The organism is Streptomyces sp. H39-C1 (assembly GCF_027158125.1).
Lineage (GTDB): Bacteria > Actinomycetota > Actinomycetes > Streptomycetales > Streptomycetaceae > Actinacidiphila > Actinacidiphila fildesensis.
Genome location: NZ_JAPVLS010000110.1, coordinates 1 through 26,801, shown reverse-complemented (window position 1 = coordinate 26,801; position 26,801 = coordinate 1). Strand labels below are relative to the sequence as shown.

28 protein-coding genes are annotated in these 26,801 nt (G+C 72.0%); 14 read left to right on the top strand and 14 right to left on the bottom strand.

The window, feature by feature from the left end; translation table 11 throughout:
* The 5 genes from O3W51_RS41685 to O3W51_RS41665 form a co-directional block, all read left to right on the top strand.
* A partial coding sequence (locus O3W51_RS41685) for an asparagine synthase-related protein (RefSeq protein WP_269288965.1) occupies window positions 1-311 on the top strand: 311 nt, incomplete at its 5' end.
* Window positions 308-883: a flavin reductase family protein gene (locus O3W51_RS41680; protein ID WP_187144740.1), complete on the top strand. Its 576-nt coding sequence runs from the start codon at window positions 308-310 to the stop codon at window positions 881-883. The genes O3W51_RS41685 and O3W51_RS41680, both read left to right, overlap by 4 nt.
* Window positions 880-2,361, top strand: a complete 1,482-nt coding sequence (locus tag O3W51_RS41675) for a 4-hydroxyphenylacetate 3-hydroxylase family protein (protein ID WP_138353479.1) — start codon at window positions 880-882, stop codon at window positions 2,359-2,361. Before O3W51_RS41680 ends, O3W51_RS41675 begins: the two co-directional genes overlap by 4 nt.
* On the top strand, window positions 2,358-3,221 hold the full coding sequence (locus tag O3W51_RS41670; RefSeq protein WP_138353480.1) for a class I SAM-dependent methyltransferase: 864 nt from the start codon (window positions 2,358-2,360) through the stop codon (window positions 3,219-3,221). Before O3W51_RS41675 ends, O3W51_RS41670 begins: the two co-directional genes overlap by 4 nt.
* Before the next feature lie 53 nt (window positions 3,222-3,274).
* Complete coding sequence (locus tag O3W51_RS41665) at window positions 3,275-4,147, top strand: helix-turn-helix transcriptional regulator (RefSeq protein ID WP_138353481.1); 873 nt, start codon at window positions 3,275-3,277, stop codon at window positions 4,145-4,147.
* A 55-nt stretch (window positions 4,148-4,202) separates the two neighbouring features.
* On the opposite strand, the gene O3W51_RS41660 is transcribed toward O3W51_RS41665, so the two are convergent.
* The 7 genes from O3W51_RS41660 to O3W51_RS41630 all read right to left on the bottom strand — a co-directional run bounded on the left by O3W51_RS41660 (window position 4,203) and on the right by O3W51_RS41630 (window position 10,726).
* A complete protein-coding gene (locus O3W51_RS41660) occupies window positions 4,203-5,477 on the bottom strand; it encodes an MFS transporter (protein WP_187144739.1) in 1,275 nt (424 codons plus the stop codon).
* A 249-nt stretch (window positions 5,478-5,726) separates the two neighbouring features.
* Entirely contained in the window at window positions 5,727-5,858 is a 132-nt protein-coding gene (locus O3W51_RS41655; protein WP_381586696.1) for a hypothetical protein, read from the bottom strand.
* Between the two features lie 124 nt (window positions 5,859-5,982).
* Window positions 5,983-6,111: a hypothetical protein gene (locus tag O3W51_RS41650; protein ID WP_269288963.1), complete on the bottom strand. Its 129-nt coding sequence runs from the start codon at window positions 6,109-6,111 to the stop codon at window positions 5,983-5,985.
* Window positions 6,112-6,214: 103 nt separating this feature from the next.
* Window positions 6,215-7,135: an NADP-dependent oxidoreductase gene (locus O3W51_RS41645; RefSeq protein WP_269288961.1), complete on the bottom strand. Its 921-nt coding sequence runs from the start codon at window positions 7,133-7,135 to the stop codon at window positions 6,215-6,217.
* A 114-nt stretch (window positions 7,136-7,249) separates the two neighbouring features.
* The gene (locus tag O3W51_RS41640) at window positions 7,250-7,981 is read right to left on the bottom strand and encodes a GNAT family N-acetyltransferase (RefSeq protein WP_138359107.1); all 732 of its coding nucleotides are present in this window, start codon (window positions 7,979-7,981) and stop codon (window positions 7,250-7,252) included.
* A gap of 326 nt (window positions 7,982-8,307) precedes the next feature.
* A complete protein-coding gene (locus O3W51_RS41635) occupies window positions 8,308-9,837 on the bottom strand; it encodes a leucyl aminopeptidase (protein ID WP_138359105.1) in 1,530 nt (509 codons plus the stop codon).
* Between the two features lie 190 nt (window positions 9,838-10,027).
* Window positions 10,028-10,726: a TetR/AcrR family transcriptional regulator gene (locus O3W51_RS41630; RefSeq protein WP_164292727.1), complete on the bottom strand. Its 699-nt coding sequence runs from the start codon at window positions 10,724-10,726 to the stop codon at window positions 10,028-10,030.
* A 109-nt stretch (window positions 10,727-10,835) separates the two neighbouring features.
* Here O3W51_RS41630 and O3W51_RS41625 point away from each other — a divergent pair, with 109 nt between their 5' ends.
* Window positions 10,836-12,398, top strand: coding sequence for an MFS transporter (locus tag O3W51_RS41625; RefSeq protein WP_138359101.1), 1,563 nt, complete (start codon window positions 10,836-10,838; stop codon window positions 12,396-12,398).
* Between the two features lie 51 nt (window positions 12,399-12,449).
* Here the strand turns inward: O3W51_RS41625 and O3W51_RS41620 are convergent, their stop codons facing one another.
* On the bottom strand, window positions 12,450-13,007 hold the full coding sequence (locus O3W51_RS41620) for a dihydrofolate reductase family protein (protein ID WP_138359099.1): 558 nt from the start codon (window positions 13,005-13,007) through the stop codon (window positions 12,450-12,452).
* A 130-nt stretch (window positions 13,008-13,137) separates the two neighbouring features.
* On the opposite strand from O3W51_RS41620, the gene O3W51_RS41615 reads away from it, so the two are divergent.
* Window positions 13,138-13,569, top strand: a complete 432-nt coding sequence (locus O3W51_RS41615; RefSeq protein WP_138359097.1) for a protein-tyrosine phosphatase family protein — start codon at window positions 13,138-13,140, stop codon at window positions 13,567-13,569.
* Between the two features lie 102 nt (window positions 13,570-13,671).
* On the opposite strand, the gene O3W51_RS41610 is transcribed toward O3W51_RS41615, so the two are convergent.
* On the bottom strand, window positions 13,672-14,784 hold the full coding sequence (locus O3W51_RS41610; RefSeq protein WP_138359095.1) for a TetR/AcrR family transcriptional regulator: 1,113 nt from the start codon (window positions 14,782-14,784) through the stop codon (window positions 13,672-13,674).
* A 173-nt stretch (window positions 14,785-14,957) separates the two neighbouring features.
* On the opposite strand from O3W51_RS41610, the gene clpX reads away from it, so the two are divergent.
* The 4 genes from clpX to O3W51_RS41590 all read left to right on the top strand — a co-directional run bounded on the left by clpX (window position 14,958) and on the right by O3W51_RS41590 (window position 19,761).
* Window positions 14,958-16,262: an ATP-dependent Clp protease ATP-binding subunit ClpX gene (gene clpX, locus O3W51_RS41605; RefSeq protein ID WP_269288958.1), complete on the top strand. Its 1,305-nt coding sequence runs from the start codon at window positions 14,958-14,960 to the stop codon at window positions 16,260-16,262.
* A gap of 51 nt (window positions 16,263-16,313) precedes the next feature.
* A complete protein-coding gene (locus O3W51_RS41600; protein WP_138359091.1) occupies window positions 16,314-17,039 on the top strand; it encodes a class I SAM-dependent methyltransferase in 726 nt (241 codons plus the stop codon).
* Window positions 17,040-17,156: 117 nt separating this feature from the next.
* Window positions 17,157-17,855 (top strand): response regulator transcription factor, encoded by a 699-nt coding sequence (locus tag O3W51_RS41595; RefSeq protein ID WP_138359089.1) that lies wholly within the window; start codon window positions 17,157-17,159, stop codon window positions 17,853-17,855.
* Window positions 17,845-19,761, top strand: a complete 1,917-nt coding sequence (locus O3W51_RS41590; RefSeq protein WP_138359087.1) for a sensor histidine kinase — start codon at window positions 17,845-17,847, stop codon at window positions 19,759-19,761. The genes O3W51_RS41595 and O3W51_RS41590 overlap by 11 nt, the downstream gene beginning before the upstream one ends.
* Window positions 19,762-20,132: 371 nt before the next feature.
* Here O3W51_RS41590 and O3W51_RS41585 read toward each other — a convergent pair whose 3' ends face one another.
* On the bottom strand, window positions 20,133-20,930 hold the full coding sequence (locus O3W51_RS41585; protein WP_232486088.1) for a CAP domain-containing protein: 798 nt from the start codon (window positions 20,928-20,930) through the stop codon (window positions 20,133-20,135).
* A gap of 239 nt (window positions 20,931-21,169) precedes the next feature.
* Complete coding sequence (locus O3W51_RS41580) at window positions 21,170-21,718, bottom strand: hypothetical protein (protein ID WP_232486087.1); 549 nt, start codon at window positions 21,716-21,718, stop codon at window positions 21,170-21,172.
* A gap of 35 nt (window positions 21,719-21,753) precedes the next feature.
* On the opposite strand from O3W51_RS41580, the gene O3W51_RS41575 reads away from it, so the two are divergent.
* Both O3W51_RS41575 and O3W51_RS41570 read left to right on the top strand, forming a co-directional pair.
* Window positions 21,754-22,470: a response regulator transcription factor gene (locus O3W51_RS41575; RefSeq protein WP_138351361.1), complete on the top strand. Its 717-nt coding sequence runs from the start codon at window positions 21,754-21,756 to the stop codon at window positions 22,468-22,470.
* Window positions 22,467-23,894, top strand: a complete 1,428-nt coding sequence (locus O3W51_RS41570; RefSeq protein ID WP_138351362.1) for a HAMP domain-containing sensor histidine kinase — start codon at window positions 22,467-22,469, stop codon at window positions 23,892-23,894. Before O3W51_RS41575 ends, O3W51_RS41570 begins: the two co-directional genes overlap by 4 nt.
* A 345-nt stretch (window positions 23,895-24,239) precedes the next feature.
* Here the strand turns inward: O3W51_RS41570 and O3W51_RS41565 are convergent, their stop codons facing one another.
* Window positions 24,240-24,458, bottom strand: a complete 219-nt coding sequence (locus O3W51_RS41565; RefSeq protein ID WP_138351363.1) for a hypothetical protein — start codon at window positions 24,456-24,458, stop codon at window positions 24,240-24,242.
* Between the two features lie 75 nt (window positions 24,459-24,533).
* Window positions 24,534-25,079: a DUF4232 domain-containing protein gene (locus O3W51_RS41560; protein WP_138351364.1), complete on the bottom strand. Its 546-nt coding sequence runs from the start codon at window positions 25,077-25,079 to the stop codon at window positions 24,534-24,536.
* Between the two features lie 134 nt (window positions 25,080-25,213).
* On the opposite strand from O3W51_RS41560, the gene O3W51_RS41555 reads away from it, so the two are divergent.
* The gene (locus O3W51_RS41555) at window positions 25,214-25,606 is read left to right on the top strand and encodes a signal peptidase I (RefSeq protein ID WP_138351365.1); all 393 of its coding nucleotides are present in this window, start codon (window positions 25,214-25,216) and stop codon (window positions 25,604-25,606) included.
* 47 nt (window positions 25,607-25,653) lie between these two features.
* On the opposite strand, the gene O3W51_RS41550 is transcribed toward O3W51_RS41555, so the two are convergent.
* Window positions 25,654-26,508 carry a helix-turn-helix domain-containing protein gene (locus O3W51_RS41550; protein ID WP_269288953.1) on the bottom strand — a complete coding sequence of 285 codons (855 nt, stop codon included), beginning with the start codon at window positions 26,506-26,508 and terminating at the stop codon, window positions 25,654-25,656.
* Between the last annotated feature and the right edge of the window lie 293 nt (window positions 26,509-26,801).

The following is a 26,801-nucleotide window of genomic DNA, read 5'->3' as shown; positions in this document are numbered from 1 at the left end:
GCTCCAAGGGGCTGCTCCGCGACGCCGTCCGCGATCTGCTGCCACCCCAGGTGACGGACCGCCCGAAGAGCGGCTACCCGTCGACCCCCGCGGTCCGCTACAGCGAGGTGCTCACCGCCCGCGCGCACGAACTGCTGGCCGATCCGCAGGCGCCGGTCTTCGACCTGGTGGACCGGGACGTGGTGCGCCGCGCGCTCGCCGAAGGACGTCCGCTGCCCAGCCCTCGAACGGCTCCCAACCCGATCGGCGGCCTCGACCACCTGATCCAGGTCGACGAATGGCTGCGGGCCTACCGCGTGGGGCTGCGATGAGCCCCACGAGTCCCTCCGCCCGCGCGCAGGCCCCGTCCGGCCGCCCGCGGACCGAACCGGCCCTCGGAGCGGACTCCTTCCGCGCCGCGGCCCGGCACTGGACCACCGGAGTCGGCGTCCTGACCACCCAATGGGGCGAGGAGGTCTTCGCCAAGACCGTCTCCTCGCTGTGCACGCTGTCCCTCGAACCCCTGCTGGTCAGCGTCGCGGTGGACCGGCGCAGCCCGCTGGTGGACGCCGTCCGCGGCAGCGGCCGGTTCGCCGTGAGCGCGCTGAGCCGGGAACAGGAGCACATCGCCCGGCGGTTCGCCGCCCCGGGCGCCGGCCGCGCCCTCGGCTTCTTCACCACCGCGCCGATGCGGACGGAGATCACCGGCGCACCCGTCCTGGAGCACTGCCTGGCCTGGTTCGACTGCCGGCTGCACAGCGTCCTGCCCGGCGGCGACCACGCGATCCTCGTCGGGCAGGCCGTCGCCGCGGACACCGGTGACGGTGAGCCGCTGCTCTACCACGACGGACGGTACCGCTCCCTCGACCGCCAACCGATCACCCCGACTGGAGTGCACGCATGACCCTGCTGGACACCACCGACACCGGACGGGGCCTGCTCACCGCCGACCGGTACCGGGCCGAGCTCGACGACGGCCGTGAGCTCTATCTCGACGGGAAGCGCATCAGCGACCCGGCCGGCCATCCGGCGTTCAAGCCCGCCGCCGACGAGATAGGCCGGCTGCTCGACCTCCAGCACCATCCCGACCACCAGGACCTGCTCACCTGGCAGGACCCGGCCACCGGGCAGCGCCTGGCCCGCGCCTACCAGCCGCCGCGCACCGTGGAGGAACTGCGCGTGCAGCGGCGCAGTGCCGAGTTCTGGCACGCCGAATCCCTCGGCCAGCACGGTCGCTCGCCCGCCTTCATGGCCTCCATCGCGGTCGGCCTCTACGACTTCCGCCACCAGCTGGAGAAGGCGCGCACCGGATTCGGCACCAACGCCGAGGCCTGGTACCACCACACCTCCCGCAACGACCTGGTGCTCTCGCACGCGCTGGGCGATCCGCAGATCGACCGGTCCGCCGACCCGGTGGACGATCCCGATCTCGCGCTGCGCGTGCTGTCGGAGAACGAGCGGGGCATCGTCGTACGCGGCGCCAAGCAGCTGACCACCCTGGCCCCGCTGGCGCACGAGGTGCTGGTCTACCTGTCGGCGTCGTTCGCCCAGCGCCGCGGTGAACAGTTCGTCGTCTGGTTCGCCCTGCCGCTGAACACACCCGGCCTGGTGACCCTGTGCCGCGAACCCCTCGGCAGCAGCCCGTGGGGACACGCCCATCCGCTCGGCGCCCGCTTCGACGAGCAGGACGCCATGCTGTTCTTCGACGACGTCCTGGTGCCCTGGGACCGGGTGTTCCTGCTGCGCGAGAGCGAGCTGGCCAGGACCGGCCTGGGCCGGATCAACGCCTGGAGCGCCTATATCGGGCACGTCCGCTACCGCGAGCGGCTGCGCACCCTGCTGGCCACCGCGACCCTCGTGGCCGAGAGCATCGGTGTGGACGGCTTCCGGAACATCCAGGAGGACCTGGGAACGCTGGCCGGTTACGCCGAACTCACCGAGTACTTCCTGGACGCCGCCGAAGCCCGTGCCACGGTCACCGACAGCGGCCTGCTGGCGCCCGGAGACACCGCGGCCAGCCGGGTGTGGTCCGCCGAAGTGGCGGGCAAGGCGGTCGACATCGTGCGCGGCATCGGCGCCTCCGGGCTGCTGATGCAGCCGACGGCGAACGATCTGGCCAACCCACGGCTCCGGCCGCACCTCGACCGCTACATGCGCGGGCGCGGTATCGACGCCGAACACAAGTCCCGGCTCTTCCGGCTCGCCTGGGAACTGACCGGTGACGGCTTCGGCCAGCGCCAGGACCTCTACGAGTTCGTCCACCGGGGAGACCTGGCCCGCAACCGCATCAACCTGTACCGGCGCTACGACCAGAGCAGCGTGCGCGAGCGCCTGCGGCGGCTCATCGCCGGACCCACCACTTCCCCGGAGGTCCAGTCGTGACCGCGTCAGCCGTCGAGATCCAGGCCCGGACGCTGTCCGGTTACGCGGACGCCAGCAGGCTCCGGCAGGTCCACGACCGTGACTGGGTGCTCGACCAGGTGCCGGGCGAGCCCGAGGTGCTGCTCGACCTCGGCAGCGGCATCGGCCAGTTGCTGCGCTCCGCCCTCGACCGCCAGCCGTCACTGCGGCTCGCGGTCGGCCTGGAACGGTCCGAGCACCGCATCGCCGAGGCGGCCGAACACCTGCGCCCGTACGGTGACCGGGTCGCGCTGCACCAGGCCGATCTGACCGTGCCCGCCCCGCTGGAGTACCGGCCGGACGTGGTCACCATGACGTCGGTGTTGCACTGGCTGTACCCCGACGAGGACCGCATCCTGGCCTGGGTCGGCGACCACCTCGCCCCCGGCGGGCACTTCCTGCTGACGACCTACCATCCGGCGCGGGACGAGCACGGCCTCGGCGGCGAGGACGACCTCGTCCGTGACGCCCTGGTGGCCCTCGGCGCCGAACGGGACGCCGTGCCGGCGGTGTTCGCGGCGGGGGAGGGGGAGGCGGGCGGCGCGGTGCTGCCCATCGCCACCCGGACCCGGACGGTCGAGGACCTGGCCGGGCTCCTGGAGCGGTACTTCCGGGTCGAGTCGGTCCTCGACCGCGACGCCGTGGTGCACATCGAGGACGCGGGCCAGTACAGCCACTTCCACGCCGCCACCTTCGGCGACTACTACAGCCGTCTCGTCCCGCCCACGCAACGTGCGGAGTTCTTCCGGGCGGTCGGCGACGCCGCCTGGCGACGGCAGGGTGAACGCGGCTGGGTCAGCAACATGCCCGTACGACTGTGGAAACTCCAGCCACGTGATTGACGCCTAGTCTGGAAGCACCGTCACCGACCCCGCCGGCCGAGGAGTCACCTCCGATGTCCACCCCCCTCCCCAGCCAGGAACTCGGCGCCTTCCTGCGAGCCCACCGCGAACTGCTCCAGCCGTCCGACGTGGGGCTGACCGCCAACTCCCGCCGCCGCACACCGGGGTTGCGGCGCGAGGAGGTCGCGTCGCTGTCCGGAGTGGGACTGGCCTGGTACACCTGGCTGGAACAGGGCCGGGTGACCGCCTCCCGGCAGGTGCTGGAGGCGGTCGCCCGCGCACTGCGGCTGGATCCGGCGGGGCTGCGGCACGCCATGCGGCTGGCCGGTCACCACGAACCGGCCGGTCCGCTGGACCGGAACGGATCCGGGGACCTCGCGTCGACCATGCAGCCGGTGCTGGACTCCTGGCCCACCAGCCCGGCCGTGCTGCTGGACCGGCACTTCGACCTGCTCGGATGGAACACCGCGTGGAGCGCGCTGTGGGGAGCTCCGGAGGCGGTGCCCGCCGACCGCCGCAACCTGATGTGGCTGATGGTCGCGGGCCGGCAGCTGCGCACCGTGCTGCACGACTGGGAGCCGCTGGCGATGAACGTCTTCCAACACTTCCGCGCCCAGGCCGGCACCTCCCTGTCCGACCCCCGTACCGGGGAGGTCTACCGGCACCTGGACGAGGACGCCCCACAGTTGCGCCACTGGTGGGGCTGCCACTCGGTGGCGGAGCTGACCACGCGTACCGTCGTCGTCGAACCCCCGGGCATCGGCCGGATCCAGCTGGCGCTGTCGTCCTTCCACCCGGTGGACGACCCCTCGGCACTGGTGCTGCTCTTCACCCCGCGCACCGCCGAGGACCACTCCCGTATGACGGCGCTGACCGAACGCCCGCTGCGTGCGGTCACCGGACTGCCCGAACGACACGCCGGCTGAGACGCAAAAGGAGTGGGGGAAGGGCCGCGGCCCTTCCCCCACTTCGCTGCCCACGTCAGACGCTTTCGGCGGCCTCCTCGACACCGTCGGACCGTTGACCAGCGGCCTGACCGGTGTCCGCCGGCGTGCGCAGGCCGTGACTGACCGCCAGACCTCCCAGCGCGCTGAGCAGCGCGAGACCCACGCCGATGACCAGCGTGCCGGTCGAGACGTCCCCGAAGGCTCCGACGGCCCAGGCCCCCACGCCCGTTCCGGCGTACATCGTCGAGGTCAGCCATGCGCTGGAGGTGGCGCGCAGCTCCGGTGCGACCGTGCCCGCCAGGGTCTGCTGATCGGTCACGAAGCCGCCGCTGGCCACGAACCAGACCGTCACGCCGACGAGCGCCGCGATCAGGCCGGGACCGCCGGCGGAGAGGGCGACCCCCACGGCGAGCAGCACGCCCCACAGCCCGAGCAGCGGCAGATGGGACCTGCCTGCTGCCCGCGCCCGGTCACCGAGGCGTCCGGCGGCGAGCGAGCCGGTCACACTGCCCACGCCGACCAGGATCCCGACCAGGCCGAGTTCGGCCACCGTCAGATCGAACCGGTGGACCAGCAGGGCCCCGAGGAAGGTGTACGCCCCGAGGTTGGCCGCGTGGAAAACGGTGTTGACCAGCAGGGCCTTGCGCAGTGCCGGGTCCGTCCAGCCGGCCAGTACGGCCCTGACCGCGCCGATCGCCGCTGCCGGGCGCGGGGTCGCGGCGACCTGGCGCAGGAGCAGCGGCAGCGCCGCCGCGGTGCCGATCGCCAGCGCCACGAAGGCCGAACGCCATCCGGCGATCCCGGCCAGCGCACTACCCAGGGGAACACCGACGACCTGGCCGCAGGAGAACAGCGCCATGCCCAGCCCGAGCGCCCGGCCGCGGAAGCGGTCAGGGGCCGTCTCGGCGATGTGCGCCCAGATCGCGGGCCCCGCCGCCGCGGCGGCCAGCCCCGCGACCGCCCGCGAGAGCACGAGCGGGGCCAGCCCGGTCGAGAGCGCGGCAGCGGCGTTGGACACGATGAACAGCGCGGTGCCGGCGAGCAGCGTCTGCCGTCGCCCGATCCGGTCGCTGAGCAGGCCGAGGAACGGCGCGCAGACGGCGTAGACGAGTACGTAGGCGGTGACGCTGGAGGCGGCGGCCGCCTCGCTGACGCCGATGTCGCCCGCGATGGTCGGAAGCAGCGGGGAGACCAGGAACGTCTCGGTCCCGAACAGGAACAGCAGCACGAACACGCCGGCATAGCGCAGCCAGTCGTAGGTCTCGGGCGCGGCGGCCGGCTCAGCGGGTGCGCCGGAAGTGCGGCTCAAGGGAATCACAGCCTTTTCGAGCGGGGATCCGGAGCCAGGTGAACCCGGGCCGGCTCCCGGCGGCGCTCTGCGGCGCGGCGGGGCAGGGACGGGGCGGGACGGCGGGGTGCGGCTCCGGCGGGGTCGGGGCCGTCCGGCCCCACCATCGTGTGCCGCCGCGCAACGGTCAGCCAGACAGGCGATCATCCTGTGACCGCAGCACATAGGCAGCACGCCGATGAGGGGCCACGACCCGTCGGCCGTGACCCCTCAACCCGACTGTGCCGCGGCCGTGTCGCGCTGGGCGACGACCTTGTCGAGCTTGCCGGTGACCACGTCGAAGACGAAGCCGCGCACCCGGTCGGTGTGCGGGATGAAGGCGCTGGACCTGATGCGCGCCACGGACTGGCGTACGTCGGTCTCCAGATCGGAGAAGGCCTCGGCCGCCCAGGGCGGCGGTTGCCTTCCTGATCGACCGGATGAGGACGCACCGCCCCGAGGGCGTGAGCGTCAGCAGGGAGTCAGATCAGTGACAACAGAGGGAGCCGGCGATCCGCTGCGGATCGATGTTCTGGCGTCCGTACAGATGGACGACGGGCCCGCGGGGGCCGAGAGTGCCGACGACGACACGACCGGGTGCTGTCCGCATCGTCATCGCCTCTCTCCGGTTCGAACGGCCGGTGGCCTCGTCACCTCATATCGACGCCATCCCGCGGCTATTGCCCGGCGCAATGCCCGCCGGGCGCCCCGCCCCCGGTCTACCGCGAGACCTCGATCACGACCTTGCCCCGGGTGTGGCCCTCCTCCACGGTGCGCAGCGCCTGGCCGGCCTGCTCGAAGGGAAAGGTCCGGGTCACGAACGGGTCGAGGACGCCTTCGGCGACCAACGTCGCGACGGCGTCCAGCACTTCGGTGTTCCGCTTCCTCGCTACCGTCGACCCGCCGAGCTTGACGACGTTCACCTTGTCAGGACCGCTGATCAGCGTCGCGGGGTCCGCCAGCAGCGCGGCCACCTCCTCCAGGGAATCGCCCCCGACCAGGTCGAAGACCGCGTCGACACCATCGGGCGCCGCCGCGCGCACCCGGTCCGCCACACCGGGTCCCGACTCGACGTGCACGACACCGAGGGCCTCGACGAACTCCTTCTTCGCCGCGCTCGCGGTGCCGACCACCCGCAGACCCCGGTGCGTGGCGATCTGCGCGGCGGCGCTGCCCACTCCGCCGCCGACACCGTTGATCACCAGCATCGAGCCGGCCGGCAGATCGAGCTGCTGCACGCCGTCGTACGCGGTGGCCACGGCGACCGGCAGTGTCGCGGCGTCGGCCCAGGTGACCCCGGCGGGCTTGTGCGCGGTGCTCGCCACCGGCAGCAGCGTGTACTCGGCATACCCGCCGGTGAGGGGATTGCCGAACACGGCGTCCCCGACCGCGTATCCGTCGACGCCGTCGCCCACCTGCTCCACCACACCGGACACCTCACCGCCCAGCACCGCGGGCAGCTTCACCGCCGGCGCGTTGGCCTGGACGTATCCCGTCCTGCGCTTCCAGTCGACGGGATTGACCCCGGCCGCCCGTACCGCCACCAGGAGTTGGCCGGCGCCGGGCACCGGCCGCGGCACGTCGGCGAAGGACTCGGTCTCGGGACCGCCGAACCGGGAGAACACATAGGCCTTGGGCATCGGTATCTCACACTTCTGGTCGAGGAGCTGGAGAGGAACGGGAGACGAGCCGGGCAGGACAACCACCTACACGATGCCGCTGGGGCCCTGACCCGGCGGTCGCTCGGGGCGGCGTCACGCGGTGTCCGGGACCCGGACGAAGGTGAAGAGCGTTCTGCGGCGCACGGTGAAGCCGATCGATTCGTACAGCCGGACGGCACCGGTGTTGGACTCCGCCGCATGCAGGAACGGGGTGTCCCCCCGGTCGCGGATACCGGCTGCGGCATGGCGGATCAGCCGCGTCGCCAGCCCGGACCCGCGATGGTCCGGGTCGGTGCACACGGCGCTGATCTCCGTCCAGCCGGGGATCCGCATCCGCTCCCCGGCCATCGCGACGAGCCTGCCGTCCCGGCGGATCCCGTAGTAGGCACCGAGCTCGATGGTGCGGGGCAGGAACGGGCCCGGCCTGGTGAGCGCGACGAGATCCAGCATCTCCGGAACATCGGCGGGGCTCAACCGCACCGCTTCCGGTTCCGCCTCGGCGCGCAGCGCGGTGTCGACGAGTTGCACCCCGTACCCGGAGTCGACGGTCTCCCAGTCCTCTGGAACGGCCGCGGTTCCCGTGACGGCGATGGTGAGGCCCGGCTCCACCAGCTCGGCCAGGTCCTTCCAGCCGCGTGGATCCTCGGCGTCGGCGAGCGCCACGAACGGCGACACGTCGGGCTGATAGCGGGCGGCGGCCCCGATGATCTCGGCGAGGTGGCGGTGCGGGCCGGTCAGTGCGGCCCACGCGGGGTTGTCCAGGACGTGCGGCGGCGCGGCCGCGTCCTGCCCGGAGTGGTGCGGAGGATGGAGACCTGTGGGCATGGTGGTGGGGACTCTCCGTTCTGGCACGGTGCTGTTTCTGCTGCTGCGGGGCGGTTCGCGGGACGGTGTTCGGCCCGGACTTCAGCCCCGACAGAGGGCGCTGCTGACCCGCCGCAGATCGATGTGCCGTCGCAGGAACGCCGAGGCCCGGCCGTGGCGTCGCCACGCGGCCATCCCCGGACCTGCGTACATACCGCTCACCATCGTCCTTCTGCCCGTGCGGGCCTCGCGTCCGCCGGAGGTGCTCCGGCCGTAAGCTAGGCACGCCGAACAGAGCGTGTCAATGAGACCCCCGCGGCCGGACGGCGCTACCCCGACAACGCGGTTCAGGAGTCCTCGGGTTCCCGGGTGAAGCCGAGTGCGAGTTCGGTCAGCAGTCGTGCGCCGAAGCCGGTGCAGCCGCGGGGACGCCAGGACGAGGCGGTGTCGTTCTGGGCCGTGCCGGCGATGTCGATGTGCGCCCAGGCGCGGCCCGCGACGAACTCCTCGAGGAACAGGGCCGCGTGGATCGCCCCGCCGTTGGGTCCGCCCATGTTCTTGATGTCGGCGACGTCCGAGTCCAGTTCGCCGCGGTAGCGCCGGGCCAGGGGCAGCTGCCAGACGGGCTCGTCCGTGCGCCGGGCCGCTTCCAGCACCTGGTCCACCAGCGGTTGCGCGTTGCCGAACACCGCGGCGATCTGCGGGCCGAGCGCCCGCAGGCTCGCGCCGGTGAGGGTGGCGATGTCGACGATGGCGTCGGTGGGCTCCTCGGTGGCCAGGACCAGGGCGTCGGCCATCACCAGCCGCCCCTCGGCGTCGGTGTTCAGCACCTCGACGGTCGTGCCGCCGCGCAGGGTGAGCACATCGCCGAGCTTGGTCGCGGACCCCGAGGGCATGTTGTCCGTGCACATCAGATAGCCGGTCACGAAGGTGGGGCAGTGCAGTGCGGACAGCACCGACATGGCCGCCAGGATCGCTCCCGCACCGGACATGTCGTTCTTCATCGTGGCGTGCACCGCGTCGGCGGGCTTGAGGCTGATGCCGCCCGAGTCGTACGTGATGCCCTTGCCGACCAGCGCGAGCCGGGGCACCTCGGGGCCGCCGGACGGGGGCCGGTAGGTCAGCTTGATCATGCGGGCCGGTTCCGTGCTGCCCGCGTTGACCCCCAGCAGCCCGCCGCAGCCCAACTCCCGCAGCGCGTCCTGGTCGAAGACCTCGACGTCCAGACCGCTCAGGGCGCCGACGCGCGTCGCGCAGTCGGCCAGCCGGGTGGCGGTGAGCAGGTTCGGCGGGGAGTTGGCCAGATCCCTGGCCAGCAGGGTCGCCTTCGCCAGGAGCCCGCCGCGCTGGGCCCCGCGGTCGGCGGCATCGGTGTCATGCGCGGGCACCACGAGCGTCAGGCTCATGACGGGGACGGTCCCGGTGTCGCTCTTGAGCGGCTCGAAGGTGTAGCGGGCCAGCAGCGCGCCCTCGACCAGCGCCTGCGCCGCGACCAGGCTGTCCACGCCCGCGCCGACCGGGGTGAGCAGCGTCAGCCGCGCGGAGCGCCCGGCGGCCAGGGCGAACGCGGCTGCCGCGTCACGCAGCGAGGCGGGGTCGGCGGCCTGCGGGTCGCCGATGCCGTAGAGCACCACGGGCGTGCCCTGCGCGTGCGCGCACACCAGTGTCTGTCCGACGCGCCCGGTGAAACCGGCCGCCGCTGCGGCCGCCGGGGTCAGTCCCACGTCGGCGGGCAGTTCGCCGCCCTCCGCGACCGGAATCCCCCAGATGTCGTCCGGGCCGGCCCCGGGCCCGGACTCCTGCGCGGCCACGACGTCGATCTCGGGCATGTGGTCGAAGGAGGGAACCGGGTCGGAGGTGTCCGCACGCAAGGACATGGCGGGTCTGCCTTTCACGCCTGCGGTTTCGGCCGCGTGGTCGCGCAGTCCTGATGCGCGGATGCCACTGTGCGCACAGGGCGCGCGGCCCCGCTCCCGGCAACACGCCGTATTGGGCCGAACGGCCGACCCAGGGACCGCCGGACCGAGGGAACCGGTCCCGTGGACCGTACGGCGCCGGCCGCCGTCGTCACCGCGTGCCGGGCTCCGGCTCCAGCAGGGTGGCCAGCCCGTCGAGGATGCGTTCCAGTCCGAAGGCGAAACGGGCTTCCATGTCGGGCTCCGACAGATCCGCGGCGAGGGCCACCAGATGGGGGAACCGGTCGGCGGGGAGCTGCTGGAGATGCTCGCGGGCGGCGTTGACGACCTCGGTCCGGGTGGCCTGCCCGACGGCCTCGGCGGCCGAGAGGGGGGACTGCTCCTGGAGCACGAAACCCGCCACGTAGTTGCCGAGCAGGTAGCTGGTCAGAGCGGCATCGGCAGCGGGGAATCCGGCCTCCCGGAGCCGGTCCAGCTGGTCCTCCAGGATGACGAGGAGGCTCGGGCCGAGGTTGAAGCGCCCGGCGACGACCCGGGCGGCGTCGCGCTTGCCGAGCAGGTGCCGGCGGTGCAGATGGCAGTACGCGCGCAACTGCTCGCGCCAGTCGCCCACCCGCGGCGGGGGCACGGCGTCGGCCACCAGGGCGTCGGCCAGCAGGTCCAGCAGCTGCTCCTTGTTGCGGACGTGCCAGTAGAGCGAGGGCGCCTGCACCCCGAGTTCGGCCGCCACCCTGCGCATGGACAGGGCGTCGAGGCCGTCCCGCTCCAGCACCAGCAGGGCTGCTCCCACCAGCGCTTCCTGGGTCAGCGGCGGCTGCTGGCCGGGCGCCTTCGCGCGGTCTGTCCTCATCGGTCGCCTCCTCCGTGTCCGCCGGTACCGCGGATATCCACTTGTCATCTAACACCGTTAGGGGCAATCTAACGGTGTTAGAGATCGACTAACACTGTTAGGGGACCCCATGGCGGAGCTCAGCTCCCGACGCAAGTACCTGGTGCTCGCCACCCTGTGCGCCACGATGTTCATGGCCATGCTCGACAACGTCGTGGTGAACACCGCTCTGCCCCGGATCGGACAGGAACTCCATGCCGGGGTGAGCGGCCTGCAATGGGTCGTGGAGGGCTACAGCCTCGTCTTCGCCGCCCTGCTGCTCACCGGTGGCACCCTCGGCGACCGCTACGGGCGGCGGCGGATATACCTCGCCGGCCTCGCCCTGTTCACCGCCGGCTCGGCGTTCGCCGCGCTCTCCGGCACCACTGGACTGCTCATCGCGGCGCGCATGACACAGGGACTGGGCGCCGCGCTGCTCACCCCGGGCAGCCTCTCGATCCTGCGGCACACCTTCGAGGACGAGCGGGAACGCACCCGCGCCATCGGCCTGTGGTCCGGCATCTCCGCCATCGGTCTCGCCCTGGGGCCGGTCATCGGCGGCCCGATGGTCGACGCCTTCGGCTGGGCCAGCGTCTTCTGGATCAACGTCCCCATCGGCGGGGCCGCACTGCTCCTGGGCAGCCGCGTACTGCCCGAGTACCTCACCCGCACCGCGCGGCTCGACCTGCCGGGACAGCTGCTCGCCGCCGTCGGACTGGGCGGACTCGTCTACGCCCTCGTCGAGGGTCCCAGCCGCGGCTGGACCGACCCGGTCACGCTGGGCGCCGCCGCGGCCGGGGCGGGGGCACTGCTGCTGTTCGGCGTCGTGGAACTGCGGGCCGCCGAACCCATGATGGATCTGCGGTTCTTCGCGGACCGGGTGCTGGCCGGGGCGGCGCTGGCCGCGTTCACGGTCAGCTTCGGCATGTTCGGCGTCATGTTCTTCCTGCCGCTGTACCTGCAGAACGTGCTGGGCTGGGCGCCCACCGGCTCAGGGGTGGCGGCGCTGCCGTGCACCGCCATGATCATGATCGCGTCGCCGCTGTCCGGCAGGCTCGCCATGCGCTACGGGGTCCGGCCACCCCTCGTCGCCGGTCTGACGCTGTGTGCGGTGGCCCTCGCGGGGCTCTCCCTGTACGGATCCGGCGCCCGGTACCCGCAGTACCTTTGGGTGCTGCCGCTGATGGGCTTCGGCATGGGCTTGAGCTTCGCCCCCGCCTCCATCGCGGTACTGCGCCGCGTCGCGCCGTCCGCGGCGGGCATGGCCTCCGCGGCGCTCAACACCGTCCGCGAACTCGGCGGTGTCGTCGGCGTGGCCGTCCTGGGCGCGGTGCTGACCAGCCGGCTGGCCTCCGGCCTGACCCACCGTCTGGAGTCCGCCGGCACCCCGCCGCAGGCACGTCACGACATCGTCGCCTCGGTCACGGGTGACGGCGCGGGCGGACTCGTCCGCGGCTCGGGCCTGCCCCCGGCACTGCACCGCACGATGGACGCGTCCTTCGTGGACGCCCTCCATCTCGCGGTCCGCTGCGGCGCGGTGGTCATGGCCGTCACCGCCGTGGCCGTCTTCCTCCTGCTGCGCTCCCGGCCGGAACCGGTGTCCCCGGTGTCCGGACCGGTGCTGGAGCAGTCCGGGGCCGCCCTCGGCGCGTAGGAAGTCGCCGACAGCGACCATGGTCGTGGTGCCCCCGCCCCCTCGGGGGCACTACGCCGGGCGCACCGGGAGGTAGCTGAGGATGACCATCCCGGTGCTGTGCACCTCGGTGCTGTTCAGGGTGAACCTGGTCTGCAGCGCGTCGCGGTACAGCAGTTGCTCGGAGGTGGCCTTGCCGGACAGGACGGGGTGGAGCCACACCCGGAACTCGTCGAGCAGCCCGTTCTCCAGCAGCAACCGGGTCACGGAGCCGAAGCCGTACTGCAGGATGTTCCCGCCCGGCTCCTCCTTGAGTTTCCGCACCTCGGCGACCACATCACCACTGATCACGCTGGTGTTCTCCCAGCTGGGGTCCTTCAGCGTGGACGACACGACGTGCTTCCGGATGCCGTTCATCCGGTCGGCGAACTCATCGGCTCCCGCGCGCGAGGACCACGCGGGGGCGAACCCGTCGTAGGTCTTCCGCCCCATGATCAGCGCGTCGCTGCCGAAGAGCTGGGCCTGGGCGGCCTTGGTGGCTTCGTCGCCGAAGAAGTCGAAGTGCCAGTCCTGCATGTTCGACATGTCGCCGTCGAGGGTCACATAGGTGGCGTTGATGATCTTTCGCATGGTGGTACTTCCTCCGTTGTCGCTCCGTGCGGTGCGTCTGATGGGGGTAGACGCCGGCGAAGATCCGAACTCATCGCCACCTCAAGGAAAATCTCGGCACCCGGCGCGGACCGATGACTACGGTGAGCGTGTGACGAACGCCTGGAGCACCACCGACGCCGGCGTTCTCCGGCTGCCCTCCGGGCGCCTGGTGCGCGGCCGTGCCCTGCGCCGGCCGCTGCCGGCCGGACCGGTACCCGACTTCGCGGTCCATCTGCTCGGCAAGCGGCCGCCCGAAGTGCCGTGGGAAGCGCGCTGGCTGCGCTGGCCGGACTTCCGGCTGCCCGGCGACGACGCGGAGGCCCGGTCCGTCCTCGCCGAGGCGCTGGCCCGGGCCGGCGGCGAACGCGTCGAACTCGCCTGCGGCGGCGGCCGGGGACGCACCGGAACGGCCCTGGCGTGCCTCGCCGTCCTCGACGGAGTCCCGCCCGGCGAGGCCGTCGCCTACGTCCGCCGCCACTACGACGCCCACGCCGTGGAAACGCCCTGGCAACGCCGCTATGTGCGCCGCTTCGCTCCCTGACGCCGTTGAGGGCACTGCCCCGGAGTCGGTTCCGCCCGCGCCCTCACGCCCGACGGTCCCGTCGACGCCCTCCTGCGGCGGGCGGGCCGATGCGTTCGGCGGTCATTCCGCGTCCTCTTTCGTCTGCGCCGAAGGTAGTCGGGGATCGGGGGCCGACGCGGTCGCGTGGCAGGCGCCGCGGCCGTCGGCGCGGGCCGTGATCCGGCTCGCCCGGATGCGGACGGCGACCTCGGTTCCGTCACTGACGGCGGGTACGCCGGCCGCCGCGGCGAGGGCGCCCGACTCGTCGAAGACCACCTGGAGGCGCGGCCAGGCCGACGGCGGGAACGCCTGGCGCAGACAGCCGCAGAGGTCCGCGACGGCCAGCCGCGCCAGCGGTGCCAGTTCGTCGGGGTCCCCGGTGACCAGGACGGCCGTGACCGTCGCTCCGGGCGGCGCCGCCCGTACCGCCTCCTCCACCGCCTCGAGCCGGTGCAGCCCCAGGATCGCGACCACGCCGTCGTCCGTGAGCCGGGCGGGTCCGCCGTGCACCGCGTCGAGCGTGGGCGGCGGGGACCACGGCTCGTCGGTCGGCCACGCCTGGGTGATCACGTGCGGCGGCGGCCACCAGCCGTTGAGGTCGAGGCCCGCCAGTTGCGCGCAGGCACTGACGACGTTGAACGGTTCGACGAATCCGGGCGCGGCCGCGGCCATCTGGCCGGCGCCGTGCAGGGTCGTCAGCACGGCTTCCGCGACCCGCACCAGACTGCCGTCCGGCGCTCCGGGCGGCCGGAGGCCCTCCAGCGCCAGCCCGAGCAGCAGCGCGTCCAGCTTCATCAGCTGGGCGAACGGCCGCCGGATGCGCTCCTCGGCGAGGATCTCGGGCATCACGTACATCCCGAGCCGGGCCGGGCCGTGCGGCTCGTCGGTGTCCGCGAGCGGGAGGCGTGCGACCCAGGCGCGGGCGAGCGTGCCGAGCGCCTCGGGGGCGGTGTGCCCGGGCTCGGGGTGCGGCGGTCCGGGGGTGCGCTCGGCGAGGGCCGCCAGGACCGAGAAGTACAGCGCGCGTTTGCTGGGGAAGTTGGAGTAGACGGCGCCACGGGTCAGACCGGCGCGCCCGGCGATCCGGTCCACCTTGGCGTCCCGGAAACCGTGCTCGGCGAACTCGTCCCGGGCCGCGGTCAGTACCTTGGCGCGGTTGCGCTCCTGCAGCTCCACCCTGCTGGGCCGGCCCATCGCCCTCACTCTTGCCTTCGCGCTTCCGCGTTGCGTCCGTCGCGGCTCAAGATACCTTGACCATTCAAATGGTGGCGTCATATGGTCGCAGCATTCGAGTGGCCGTCCCGACTCCCGAGTCCTTGCCTCCAGGGCCGTTCGACCGGCACAACCGTTTGAGGAGACACTTCCGCGTGGCACGCATCGGTGACGGCGGTGACCTGCTGAAATGTACGTTCTGCGGGAAGAGCCAGAAGCAGGTCGGCAAGCTCATCGCGGGACCGGCCGACATCTGCATCTGCGACGAGTGCGTCGAGCTCTGCAATGAACTCATCGTGGAGGAGACCGGCGGGCCCCCCGAGGCCGGCTCGCTCGAACTTCCGACACCGCGCGAGATCCACGCCTTCCTCGACGGCTACGTCATCGGGCAGGAGAGCGCCAAGAAGGTGCTGTCGGTGGCGGTCTACAACCACTACAAGCGGGTCCGTCCGCAGACCGGCGGGAGCGGGAAGCGCGGTGCGAAGGACGAGACCGTCGAACTCGGCAAGTCCAACATCCTGCTGATGGGCCCGACCGGCTGCGGCAAGACGTACCTCGTCCAGACGCTGGCCCGGATGCTCGACGTCCCGTTCGCGATCGCGGACGCCACCGCCCTCACCGAGGCCGGCTACGTCGGGGAGGACGTCGAGAACATCCTGCTCAAGCTGATCCAGGCCGCCGACCACGACGTCCGGAAGGCCGAGCGCGGCATCATCTACATCGATGAGATCGACAAGATCGCCCGAAAGAGCGACGGGCCGTCGATCACCCGGGACGTCTCCGGCGAGGGCGTCCAGCAGGCGCTGCTGAAGCTGCTGGAGGGCACCACCGCGAGCGTGCCGCCGCAGGGTGGCCGCAAGCAGCCGCGCCAGGAGTTCATCGCGTTCGACACGAGCAACGTGCTGTTCATCGTCGGTGGCGCGTTCGCCGGCCTGGAGCGGATCATCGAGCAGCGCGCCAGCCGTTCGGGCATCGGATTCGGCGCCGAGGTGCGCAGCACGGAGGAGCGGCGGAAGCGGAACGAGGACGCCTTCGCCGACGTCATGCCCGCGGACCTGGTGCAGTTCGGGCTCATCCCGGAGATCGTCGGCCGGCTGCCCATGGTGTCGACCGTCCAGCCGCTGGACGTGGCGGCGCTGACCCGGATCCTGACCGAGCCCCGCAACGCGCTCATCAAGCAGTACCAGAAGCTCTTCGAGCTCGACGGCGTCGAGCTGGAGTTCACCGAGGACGCCGTCGCCGCCGTCGCGGAGCAGGCCCTGCTGCGCCGCACCGGCGCCCGGGCGGCCCGCTCGATCCTCGAAGAGGTCCTGCTCAACGTGATGTACGAGGTGCCGAGCCGGAACGATGTGGCCCGCGTCGTCGTCGACCGCGACACGGTGCTCGACAACGTCAACCCGACCCTGATCCCGCGCGACTACCCCGGCCCCGCCCCGGAACCCGGCGAACGGACCGCCTGAGCCCGCCCGCGCTCCGGGCCCGGGGGAGCGCGGCTGACTACGCTGGGGGCGGTGTTCACCTCCGAAGGACCCACGCTCCGCGAACTGACCGTGCAGGCGCTCTCGTCGATCGAGCGCGGCTACGACCTGCTGGCGCCGAAGTTCGACCACACCCCCTTCCGCACACCCGAGCCCTTCCTGGACGCGGTGACCGGCGCACTGCGCCCGCTCGGGCCGTTCGGGACGGGGCTCGACGTCTGCTGCGGTACGGGCGCCGGGGTCGGGGTGCTGCGGGAACTGTGCGAGGAGCGGGTCACCGGGGTCGACTTCAGCGCCGGGATGCTGGCCGCCGCCGGGCAGGCCGTCCCGGTGGAGGGCAAGCCCGCGGTGGACTGGGTACGGGCGGATGCGCGGGCGCTGCCGTTCACAGCGGCGTTCGATCTGGCCGTGAGTTTCGGCGCGTTCGGACACTTCCTGCCCGCCGAGCGGCCGGGTCTGTTCGCCGAGGTGCACCGCTCGTTGCGGTCCGGCGGGGTGTTCGCCTTCCCCCTCGGCGCTCCGCTGCCGGTCCGTTCCCCGCTGTACTGGGCGCTGTACGGATTCGACGCGGTCATGCGGGTGCGCAACGCGCTGTGGCGTCCGCCGTTCGTCATGTACTACCGGACCTTCCCGCTGCGGGGAGTGCGGGACGATCTGGTCGGGGCCGGGTTCACCGTGGAACTGCTCCCGCTGGAGGAGTTCGGCCGCCGCCCGGACGGCAGCCCGCACTGCCGGCTGGTGGTGGCCCGGCGTAGCTGAGGGACTGCCTCAATTCCGGACGGCGAATCATCGCAGCGGGATATGAGGAAAGTGTCAGGGTGCGGCATACATCTCACCGCGGCATCGGCGAACACCAGTGCGCTTAACATCCCAGGGGTGTGCGCACATATTCTGGTCGCGGAAGACGACGAAATGCAGGCGGAGCTGGTACGCCGGTGCGTGGAGGCGCACGGTCACACCGCGACCGTCGTCCACGACGGCCGGTCCGCCGTCGACGAGGTGCTGCGCAGCCGGCCCGACCTGCTCGTCCTGGACTGGATGCTGCCGGAGATTGACGGCCTGGGCGTGTGCAGAATCCTGCGGCCCGGCAGCGATCTGCCGGTGCTGATGCTCACCGCCCGCTCCCATGAGGACGATCTGCTGCTCGGCCTGGAGCTGGGCGCGGACGACTACATGACCAAGCCCTACAGCCCGCGCGAGCTGATGGCCCGCATCCACGCCCTGCTGCGGCGCGTCCAACGGCCCCCGGTGGCGGCCGACGGTGTCCTGTGGGTCGACACCCTGGCGGTGGACCCCGCCCGGCGGGCGGTGAGCTGCGCGGGGGAGCCGGTGGTCTGCACACCCGGGGAGTTCGAGATCCTGCTGGCGCTGGCCGCCGAACCGGACCGGGTCTTCACCCGCGGTCAGCTGCTGGAGTGCGTCCGGGGGTACGAGCGCGCCATCTCCGAGCGCGCCATCGACGTCCACATCCTCAACCTGCGCAAGAAGATCGAGATCGATCCGCGCAAGCCGGTGCGCCTGGTGACCGTGTTCGGCGTCGGATACAAACTGACCGGAGGCCGCCGTGGCCCGTAACGTTCCGCTGCGCAAGAGCCTGCTGGCCCGGCTGCTGGTCACCTCGATGCTGATCGCCGTCTGCTCGATCGTCGCCACCGCGTGGCTCGCGGTGCAGACCACCACCCGGGCCATCCAGCAGGAACAGGGCCAGATCCTGTCCGACGACGCGATGATCCACGACACGCTGACCGGCTACGCCGCCGGGCACAAGGCATGGGCCGGCGTCCAGCCGACGATCGACCGGCTGGCCCGGGCGACGGGCCGCCGCGTCGCGCTCACCGACCAGGACCGCCATGTGCTCGCCGACTCCGCGCCGAAGGGTCCGGAACTGCCGCCGCGGGCCTTCGCCGTCATCGACGCCCTGCGGACCGACACCCCGCTCCAGGGGCAGAGCGGAACGCAGCCGGTGTCACGCATCGATCCGCGCGCGGTCGGCCCGTACCGGCTGCCCGCCGCCGAGCACGCGCTGCTGACGCAGTTCGCCGGCAAGGTGCTGGCGTGCCTGCGCGACGAGGGGTGGGTGGGGAAGGTGGCCGACAGCCCCGGCGGCCGGCCCACCGTGCAGGTGTCCCGCGACGGCCAGACGAAGCTCGACGATTACGCCTACGACGACTGCGGTCTGGCGGGGCTGAGCCGGCCCACCGCCACCGAACAGCGGGCCCTGAGCGGCCTCGACATCCTGGTGAACGCCTGTCTGGCCCGGCAGGGATCCACCGTCGCGGGATATGTGAGCCTGTCGTCCGACTTCACCTGGGGCAAGGGCGTCAAGGTACCGTCGGACTACCAGGTGCTGCAGGACTGCATCGACGCCAGCCGCCGGGAGCAACTGCGCACCTTCGTCGCCCCGGCCGCGCAGCTCTTCGTCAGCGACACCGGCGCCGGCGCCGGCCGGCCGCGCTTCGACCTGTCACGGGCCAACACCACCCGCATCGCCGGCGTGACCGGACTCGTCCTGCTCCTCACCGTCACCGTGACGGCCCTGATCGCCACCCGGCTGGTCCGGCCGCTGCGTGCCCTGACCAACGCCGCGCAGGAGCCCATAGAACGGCACACCCGCGTCCCGGTCACCACCAGCGACGAGACCGGATTCCTCGCCGCGGCCTTCAACGACCTGTCAGAGCGCAGGGAACGCACCGAGACCCAGCGCAAGGCGATGGTCAGTGACATCGCCCATGAGCTGCGGACCCCGCTGACCAACATCCGCGGCTGGCTGGAGGTCGCCAAGGACGGCATCGTCGTGCCCGACCAGCGGCTGCTGTCGTCCCTCCACGACGAGGCGCTGCTCCTGCAGCACATCATCGACGACCTGCAGGACCTCGCGTCCGCCGATGCCGGCACCCTGCGGCTGCACCCCGAACCGGTGCGGCTGGGTGATCTCCTGCAGCAGGTCGCCGACGCGAACCGCGCCCACGCTCAGGTCGCCGGGGTGAGCATCGCCGCCTCCGTGGAGGGGGATCCGCAACTGAGCGCCGACCCCGTCCGGCTGCGCCAGGCCCTGGGCAACCTGGTCTCCAACGCGCTGCGCCACACCCCGTCGGGCGGGAGCGTCTCGCTGCACGCCCACCGGGCCGACGGCATGGTCACGATCGATGTCACCGACACCGGTTCCGGGATCGCGCCGGAGGACCTGGCCAACATCTTCGACCGGTTCTGGCGGGTGGAGAAGTCCCGCAGCCGCCGCACCGGCGGCAGTGGACTGGGGCTGGCCATCGTCCGCCAGCTCGCGCACGCCCATGGCGGCACCGTGACCGCGCGCAGCGTTCCCGGCGAGTCCACGGTCTTCACGCTGCGACTGCCACCGCACCCCGTCATGGAAGCGGCGGCCGATGGTCCGGCGTCAGCGGGACGGGTACCGGGCGACGCCGCCGCCCCACGCCGCCGTTTCGGGCGCGACCACTCGCGTGACCGTCACGGCGGTCACTGAACCGGCGGGGGCGCCGGCCGCGTCAGCCGCCGCAGCGGAGTCGGCCGCGTCGGGTGCGTCAGGTGCCAGGACCACCCGTGACTCCCTGACGCCGCCCGCTTCGCCACCGACGCAACCGGTCACCACGGACAGGACCGAGAACGTGATGGTGGCCAGTGCGGCGGACTGCCACATCTGCGGCCGGGTGGCTGTCGATCGCTTCCATGCGCTCATCATGCCGGTCAGCTTCGCCGACACTTTTTAGGAAGTTGTCAGGGCCGGCTGCCGAATTGTTCGCAGGAGCAAGAAAGCCGCGACGGGGAGGCGTGCGCGCGACGGCGCATATCCGCCGATACGTCGTCTTCCCCATTGCGGAGCATGGTGCGGAAAGCTCAGTTGGAGAAGTCCTGGGTGAGCCAGACAGTTCCTGAACTGTCCCGGAATACCGCGATACCGATATGGGTGAACGAGGAGCTCAGCATGTTGCGGCGGTGGCCGTCGTTCGGCGGTCGCTCGTCGAGCATGCTCTGCGTGAGTCCGAGTGCCATCTTGGCTATGGCCTGCTGGGTGTCGGCGACCGGTCCGCCCTCGCCGATGTTCTCTCCCGCCGACATCCACTGCACGCCCTGCGCCCGCTCGCGGTCGCCGAACGCGGGCTCGCCGGGGCACTGGTGGGACAGTCCACAGCCGGCGGACATCACCTTGTTGTGCGCCGCCGCACTGCGGTTCAGCCCTTCGAGAAGGGTGTACGCGGGCAGTCCCTGGGCGGCCCTGGCCTGGTTGACCTTGGCCAGCACCTGCTGCACCGCGTCGCCGGAGACCGGTGGGGTCGACGGGGCGGACGTGGTGGGGGCGGGCTTCGTCGGGGTCGGCGCCGGCCGGGGCGGGGTGGTGTGACGCGAGGGCGTGGGGGTCGGCTTCGCGGTCGGCCGGGCGGGGTGCGTCACGGGAGACGTGGGCCGGGTGCCGGCCGGCGGCTTGTGTGTGCCCACCGCTGCGGTGGGGGTCGCAGCGGTGGGCTGTCCTGGGGCGTGGCCGGAGCCGCCGCCTATGCAGGCGAAGGCCGTCCCGCCGCCCAGTGCGGCGATCACGGCCGCGCCCATGACGGCTTTGCGCAGTCGGGGCTGCCGCGGTGCGCGGTGCTGCGGCGAGGGGGCGCTGGGCAGATCGGCGCGGCGGTGCGAGCTCATGTGTGGAAGACCTCGGGGGATCGGAGGCGGGGGCCGGCGCGGAGCACAGGGGGATGCCCCGCGCCGGGATGTGTCACGACCGGTCGAGGGGTGCTGCTGAGTGACCGGGCGAGACCGAACCTAGGCGCTTTCCGGCCGGTGTCACACACCGCGACGGGAACCTTAGATTCTCCTAAGGTTGCCCACAGGTTCCGCTCGGTTCCGGGCGGCCGGAGCCGCCTCGAAGCAACCGTCCGCGGTTACCAGGAGACTTCGCGGGTGACCGCCTGTGGCTGCGGGTGGATGGTCCCCGTGGTCTCCGAACGGTGGTTCGCACTGGAGAAGGTCACGGTCAGGGTGTCCGGTGCGTCCTGGTCCGTGCTCGTGGTGAAGCCCGGCGACGGCACCGCGGAGACCAGGCAGATCGCGTCGGCGCCCATGTTGAACGTCACCCGGCCGCCCACCGACTGCATGCTGTGCACCCCCACGCCGCCCTTGCAGGTGTTCGACGTGTTGCGCCCGTTCACCGGAGCGGTCGTCGGAGGCCGCGTGGTGGGCGGCTTGGTGGACGGCGTCACCGTCGGGGTCTTGCGCGGGGTGGGAGTGAGCGGGGTGCTCGGCGCCGAAGTGGCGGGAATGAGCAGGCCGGGTGTGGGGGACGGCGTGCTGAAGACCGTCGGCAGCGCATGCGCGGTCGGCGGTAGCGGAGCGGTCGAATGCACCACAAAGCGCACGGCCAGGAAGGCGGCGGTCACGGTCAGAGCCGTGCAGCACAGCCAGATCATGAGGTAGCGCAGCGGACGGGGCACGGCACCATCATGGCTGATCCGTTACGGTGTGCCGCATGGCCAGCGTCCTTGTCGTGGAAGACGACCCCGCCATACGCGCGGCACTGATCGAGATCCTGACCGGTGACGGCCATGTGGTGCGCAGTGCCGCCGATGGATTCAGCGGACTGAGAGAGGTGACTCAAGGGCCCCTCGACGCCGTCATCCTGGACCTGGGACTGCCGGATCTGGACGGAAGTGACGCGCTGCGCATGATCCGTGGCATCTCCCAGGTACCGGTGCTCGTGGTCACCGCCCGGGACGACGACGCCGAGATCGTCCGGCTGCTGAACGCGGGCGCCGACGACTATCTCGTCAAGCCCTTCTCCAGCGGACAGTTGACCGCCCGGCTGACCGCGGTCCTGCGACGCGTCGGCCGGGCCGTCGCCTCGGTCCCCGGAGGTCTGCACGAAGGCCCGACCGCGACGCAGGGCCCGATGGTGGTCGGTGAGCTGCGGGTGGACGCCATGGCCCGCACCGCGCATCTCGGCGGCCGGGAACTGCATCTCACCCGGCGTGAGTTCGATCTTCTCGCCTACCTGGCCGGCAACGCCGGCTGCGTCGTCTCCAAGCGCAAGATCCTCACCGAGGTGTGGCGCGAGTCCTATGTCGACGATGCGACGATCGATGTGCATCTGTCCGCACTGCGCCGCAAACTCGGTGAACGGGCGATACGTCCGCGGTACCTGCACACGGTGCGCGGTGTCGGCATCAAGCTGGTGACGCCACCGTGAGACGCGCCCTGGCAGGGGTGGCGCTGGCGGTCACTTCCATGGTGGCCCTGTCCTTCCTGATACCCCTCGCCCTGCTGGTGCGCTCGGAGGCCCGCAACCAGGCGATCACCGCCGCCGAACAGCAGGCCGCCGCGCTCGCCCCGGTGCTGGCCCTGACCGACGACATCCCCGACCTGCGCCAGGCCATCTCCGTGCTGGCCCCTGGCGAGGACCTGAGCGTCCACCTGCCGGCCGGACAGGTCGTCGGACCGACGCACGCGCCCGCCGCCCTGCTCCAGCGAGCCGCCCGTGACGGCGAGGCGATCGCCCAGAACCGGCCGGGCGGCTGGGTCTACCTCCAGCCGGTCGTCCTGGGTCCCGGGCGGGTTGCGGTGATCGAGGAGTTCGTCCCCTCGGACCGGCTCAACCGGGGGGTGGCCGCCTCCTGGGGGGCCATCACGCTGCTCGCGGTGGCCCTGGTGGCCGGCTCCACCCTCGTCGCGGACCGGCTCGCCGCCCGCGTGGTGCGCTCCTCGCACCAGCTGTCCCGCGCCACCCACGCCCTGGGCCGCGGCGACCTCAACGTCCGGGTGGACCCGATGGGACCGCCCGAGTTGTACGAGGCGGGGCTGGCCTTCAACGCCATGGCCGATCGCATGCTGGAGCTGCTCGCCGTCGAACGTGAACTCGTCGCGGACCTCTCCCACCGGCTGCGGACACCGCTGACCGCACTGCGCCTCACCGCCGACCGCATGGGGCCGACCGCCGACGCGGAACGGATCGCCGCCGCGATCCACCACCTCGACGCCGAACTGCACTCGATCATCACCGCCGCCCGCACACCACTCGCCGTGGGACCGATGGGATGGGGCCTGCGACCGCTCTCGGGGGCCGCCACCCCTGGCCGGACACCCGCCTCGGGTCCGCCCGCGGAGGGCTGCGCGGCAGCCGCGGTGATCCGCCGCAAAGCCGCCTTCTGGGCCGTTCTGGCCGAGCAGCAACACCGGCCGTTCCATGTGGACATCACCCTTGAAGAGGCACTGATCGACCTGCCCGAGGACGACCTCGCGGCCGTCTTCGACGCCCTGGTCGGCAATGTGTTCCGGCACACGGCGCCGGGCACCGCGTTCGCGGTGCGCCTGGAGCGTGGTGCGCAGAGTGTGACGCTCGTGGTCGAGGACGCCGGTCCCGGCATCCCGGATCCGGGCGGTGCCGTGGCCCGCGGGGTCAGTACGGTCTCCACCGGCCTCGGACTGGACATCGCCCACCGGGCCGCCGCCGTGACGCGCGGAGCGGTGGACATCTCCCGGGGCGGGCTGGGCGGCGCACACATCGAGGTGACCTTCGGACTCGCCGCGGCCCAGGGCAGCGGCGGCCGCAGCAAGCGCCGCCGTCGTACCGCCGCCTCCAGGGGCTCCCGGACACGCTGGTGGACCGCGTCATGACGTTTCCGCGACAAGGCGTGCCCGTTCCCTGACAGGGCCCGCCCGCCTCCCCGACCGGGTCCGCCCATCAGGGTCCGCCCGTCGGGGTCGGGTCGTCGCGTCCTGGTCTACGGGCCGGCGGGGAACGGCTGCTCGGCCCAGATGGTCTTTCCGCGCGGTTGTGCGCCAGGAAGCGCAGATCGGTGTCGAAGACGTTGCACGGGTTTATGTGGAGTGGCCTTAAGTTTTCTTTAAGCCATTTGCAAGACCGGCAATGCGATTTCTGAAATTGTGCGCTGTGTGCCGGCCGGGAATGCCAATGCGGGAGCAACCGGACGCCCTTCCGGCGGACGGCCGCGTCGGTGCTCAGCCGATGAGCACGGACGCCACTGCCGCCGCGACCGTGACGACCGCGAAGCCGACCATCGCCCCGCGCGCCCGCCCGGCCGGATCCACCCGCGGCAGGGGTTCGTGGCGCCGCCCGCCCCACAGGCCCTCGTCCGCCGCGCCGTCCGGTCCGTATGCGCTGAGCCACCGGACGACGAGCGGCGTCCGGTCCTCCTTCTCCATGTGCTGCATACCCACGCAAACGACTCGCCCGGGGACCGGAAACGCGACCTCCGGCACCGCAACCGGATCGTCACCGGCGGGCCGGCCGCATCAGTTCCCGAGGGCCGCCAGCGCTTCGTCCCGGGTGTTGTGCCACAGGGTGGTGACCGGGTCGTAGACCGCGATGCCCGGAGTCGGGGCGCCGATCCCGGCGGCCGTGAAGGTGAGCCCGCTGTGCGCGGGGTCGGCGGCCACCGTGAGGGTCGGGGCGTACCGGGCCGGGGCGCTGCGGTCGTCGGTCCTGACCGCCGCGAACTGGCTCCGGCGTGCGGCGATGACCCGTGGGCCGTCGGCCGAATCCGGGACGGTGCGGGCCTCACCGTCGAGGCCGCCGAACGTCACCGTCGGGAAGCGGTTGACGGTGCATCTGCTCGCGCTCCGGTTCTGCACGCTCACGAGCGCCACCGCACTCGCGATCGGCGGCAGCATATGGACGGTGAAGGAGAGGTCCCCCGGTGCGCACGCACGCACCTTCTCGGGTGCGGCGGGTGCGGCGGGTCCGGCGGGCGAGGCGGGCGTGGCGGATCCGGCGAGTGCGGCCGGGGCCGCGGTGAGGACAAGAGCGGATGTGAGGGCGAGTGTCGTCAGAGTGCGCATGACACTTCCCTATCCCCGCCGTCGCCCCGCTACGCTCCGTCAGGCCGATCACCGGGGACATCGACCGGTTCGGCGTAAACCCCCGCAAGGGCCGCTTCCGCGCCGGAAACGGCCGGCTGCTACCGTCGGGAATCATGAACGACAGCGTGTATGTGGGCAATGCGGGCGTCGACGCCGCACTGGACAAGGGCTGGTTGCTCGGTCACTTCAAGGACGGGTCCGATCCCCGGCACAGCGAGGACGTCGAGATCAAGTGGGGCATCCACCCGCCGGGTGACGAGCGGGCGGTCTGGGTCACCGCGGAGGAACGTACCGCTCTGCTGGTCCTCATCAAGGGCCGGTTCCGGGTGGAGCTTCCCGGGCGGAGTGTGCTCCTCGCCGAGCAGGGTGACTACGTGGTGTGGGGCCGGGGCGTCGACCACTCCTGGTACGCGGAGGAGGAGTCCGTCGTGCTGACCGTCCGCTGGCCCTCGGTCGCCGGTTACAAGGTGATGGAGGAGAGCGACTCCGCCCGGGTGTCCGGCTGACGGCAGCAGGTTGCCGACCCTGACTCCGGTCGGTCCTCGGTCGGTTCTCAGCCGGAGACCGCGCGCAGTGCGCCCGGCCGGCGGCCGGTGAGGCGGTCGAGGGCGGCGGAGGTGGCGTCGTCCGCCGGGAGGTGGACGACAAGGCGCTGGGCGTCGTCGGCGGCCAGGTCGAGTGTCTCGTAGGCCAGGCGCAGTTCGCCCGCTTCGGGGTGGACCAGCCGTTCGACGCCGTTGGACCGCGGGAGGCCCGGCAGGCTCTCCACACGATCGCTGAAGACGGTCCCCGCGGTGACGGTCAGTTCGTCGGCGAGCGCGGCGACATGCGGGTCCGCCTGGAACGGACCCTGTTTGAGGGCGGCCACCTGCTGGTCGGCGACGAGCTCCCAGTCGGGATACGCGGTACGTGCCCGGTCGTCGGCGAAGACGAAGCGGGCCAGGTTCGGGGGAGCCCCGTCCAGCAGGCCGAGGGGCCCGGTCAGCCGCTCGTACCCCGAGGTCCAGGCGAGGATGTCGCTCAGCCGGTTGAGCAGCACGGCGGGAGCGGGCTCCAGACGGTCGAGCAGTGCCTGCACGGAAGGACGCACGGTACGGGCGGGCGGCGCACCGGCCAGGCAGGTGAAGCCGGCCTCGGCACCCTTGGTGAGCCGGTACAGGTGGATGCGTTCGTTCGCGGTCAGCCGGAGCGCGTCGGCCAGCGCGGAGAGCACCGGCGGGGACGGCCGCCGGTCGCGCCCCTGCTCGAGCCGGGTCACGTACTCGACGCTGACGCCCGCGAGCATCGCCAGTTCGGAGCGGCGCAGCCCCGGGGTGCGGCGGCGCGGTCCGGTGGGCAGCCCCACTTCGCCGGGCGCGACGCCCTCGCGGCGGACGCGCAGGAACAGGCCCAACTCGTTGTCGCTCACCCGTCGAACGTAACAGGCGCGGCCGCCGGGATCGTGGCCCTGTCGCTACCAGCCTCGGCCCGGCCTTCCTGCCCGGCCGCCGGCCGGGCAGGTTGGGAGCCGTGACCCGCTCGGTCACCTCACGACGTACGACAGGGAGCACCGACATGTCCGCACCGACCGACACCCGGACCCAGCAGACCCTCAACCTCGCAGTGCTCATCGGCAGCGTCAGGGAAGGCCGGTTCGGCCCCGTGGTGGCGAACTGGTTCTTCGAACAAGCCGCGCTCCACGGCCGGTTCAAGGTGGATCTC

What these genes read in the sequence shown, in the direction of transcription:
- O3W51_RS41645 (WP_269288961.1), bottom strand. Translation starts at nt 7,135, where the DNA reads ATGCCCAAGGCCTATGTGTTCTCCCGGTTCGGCGGTCCCGAGACCGAG.
- O3W51_RS41610 (WP_138359095.1), bottom strand. Translation starts at nt 14,784, where the DNA reads ATGGGCCGGCCCAGCAGGGTGGAGCTGCAGGAGCGCAACCGCGCCAAG.
- O3W51_RS41640 (WP_138359107.1), bottom strand. Translation starts at nt 7,981, where the DNA reads ATGCCCACAGGTCTCCATCCTCCGCACCACTCCGGGCAGGACGCGGCC.
- O3W51_RS41665 (WP_138353481.1), top strand. Translation starts at nt 3,275, where the DNA reads ATGTCCACCCCCCTCCCCAGCCAGGAACTCGGCGCCTTCCTGCGAGCC.
- O3W51_RS41680 (WP_187144740.1), top strand. Translation starts at nt 308, where the DNA reads ATGAGCCCCACGAGTCCCTCCGCCCGCGCGCAGGCCCCGTCCGGCCGC.
- O3W51_RS41635 (WP_138359105.1), bottom strand. Translation starts at nt 9,837, where the DNA reads ATGTCCTTGCGTGCGGACACCTCCGACCCGGTTCCCTCCTTCGACCAC.
- O3W51_RS41650 (WP_269288963.1), bottom strand. Translation starts at nt 6,111, where the DNA reads ATGACGATGCGGACAGCACCCGGTCGTGTCGTCGTCGGCACTCTCGGC.
- O3W51_RS41575 (WP_138351361.1), top strand. Translation starts at nt 21,754, where the DNA reads ATGGCCAGCGTCCTTGTCGTGGAAGACGACCCCGCCATACGCGCGGCA.
- O3W51_RS41585 (WP_232486088.1), bottom strand. Translation starts at nt 20,930, where the DNA reads ATGAGCTCGCACCGCCGCGCCGATCTGCCCAGCGCCCCCTCGCCGCAG.
- O3W51_RS41560 (WP_138351364.1), bottom strand. Translation starts at nt 25,079, where the DNA reads ATGCGCACTCTGACGACACTCGCCCTCACATCCGCTCTTGTCCTCACC.
- O3W51_RS41555 (WP_138351365.1), top strand. Translation starts at nt 25,214, where the DNA reads ATGAACGACAGCGTGTATGTGGGCAATGCGGGCGTCGACGCCGCACTG.
- O3W51_RS41630 (WP_164292727.1), bottom strand. Translation starts at nt 10,726, where the DNA reads ATGAGGACAGACCGCGCGAAGGCGCCCGGCCAGCAGCCGCCGCTGACC.
- O3W51_RS41625 (WP_138359101.1), top strand. Translation starts at nt 10,836, where the DNA reads ATGGCGGAGCTCAGCTCCCGACGCAAGTACCTGGTGCTCGCCACCCTG.
- O3W51_RS41620 (WP_138359099.1), bottom strand. Translation starts at nt 13,007, where the DNA reads ATGCGAAAGATCATCAACGCCACCTATGTGACCCTCGACGGCGACATG.
- O3W51_RS41675 (WP_138353479.1), top strand. Translation starts at nt 880, where the DNA reads ATGACCCTGCTGGACACCACCGACACCGGACGGGGCCTGCTCACCGCC.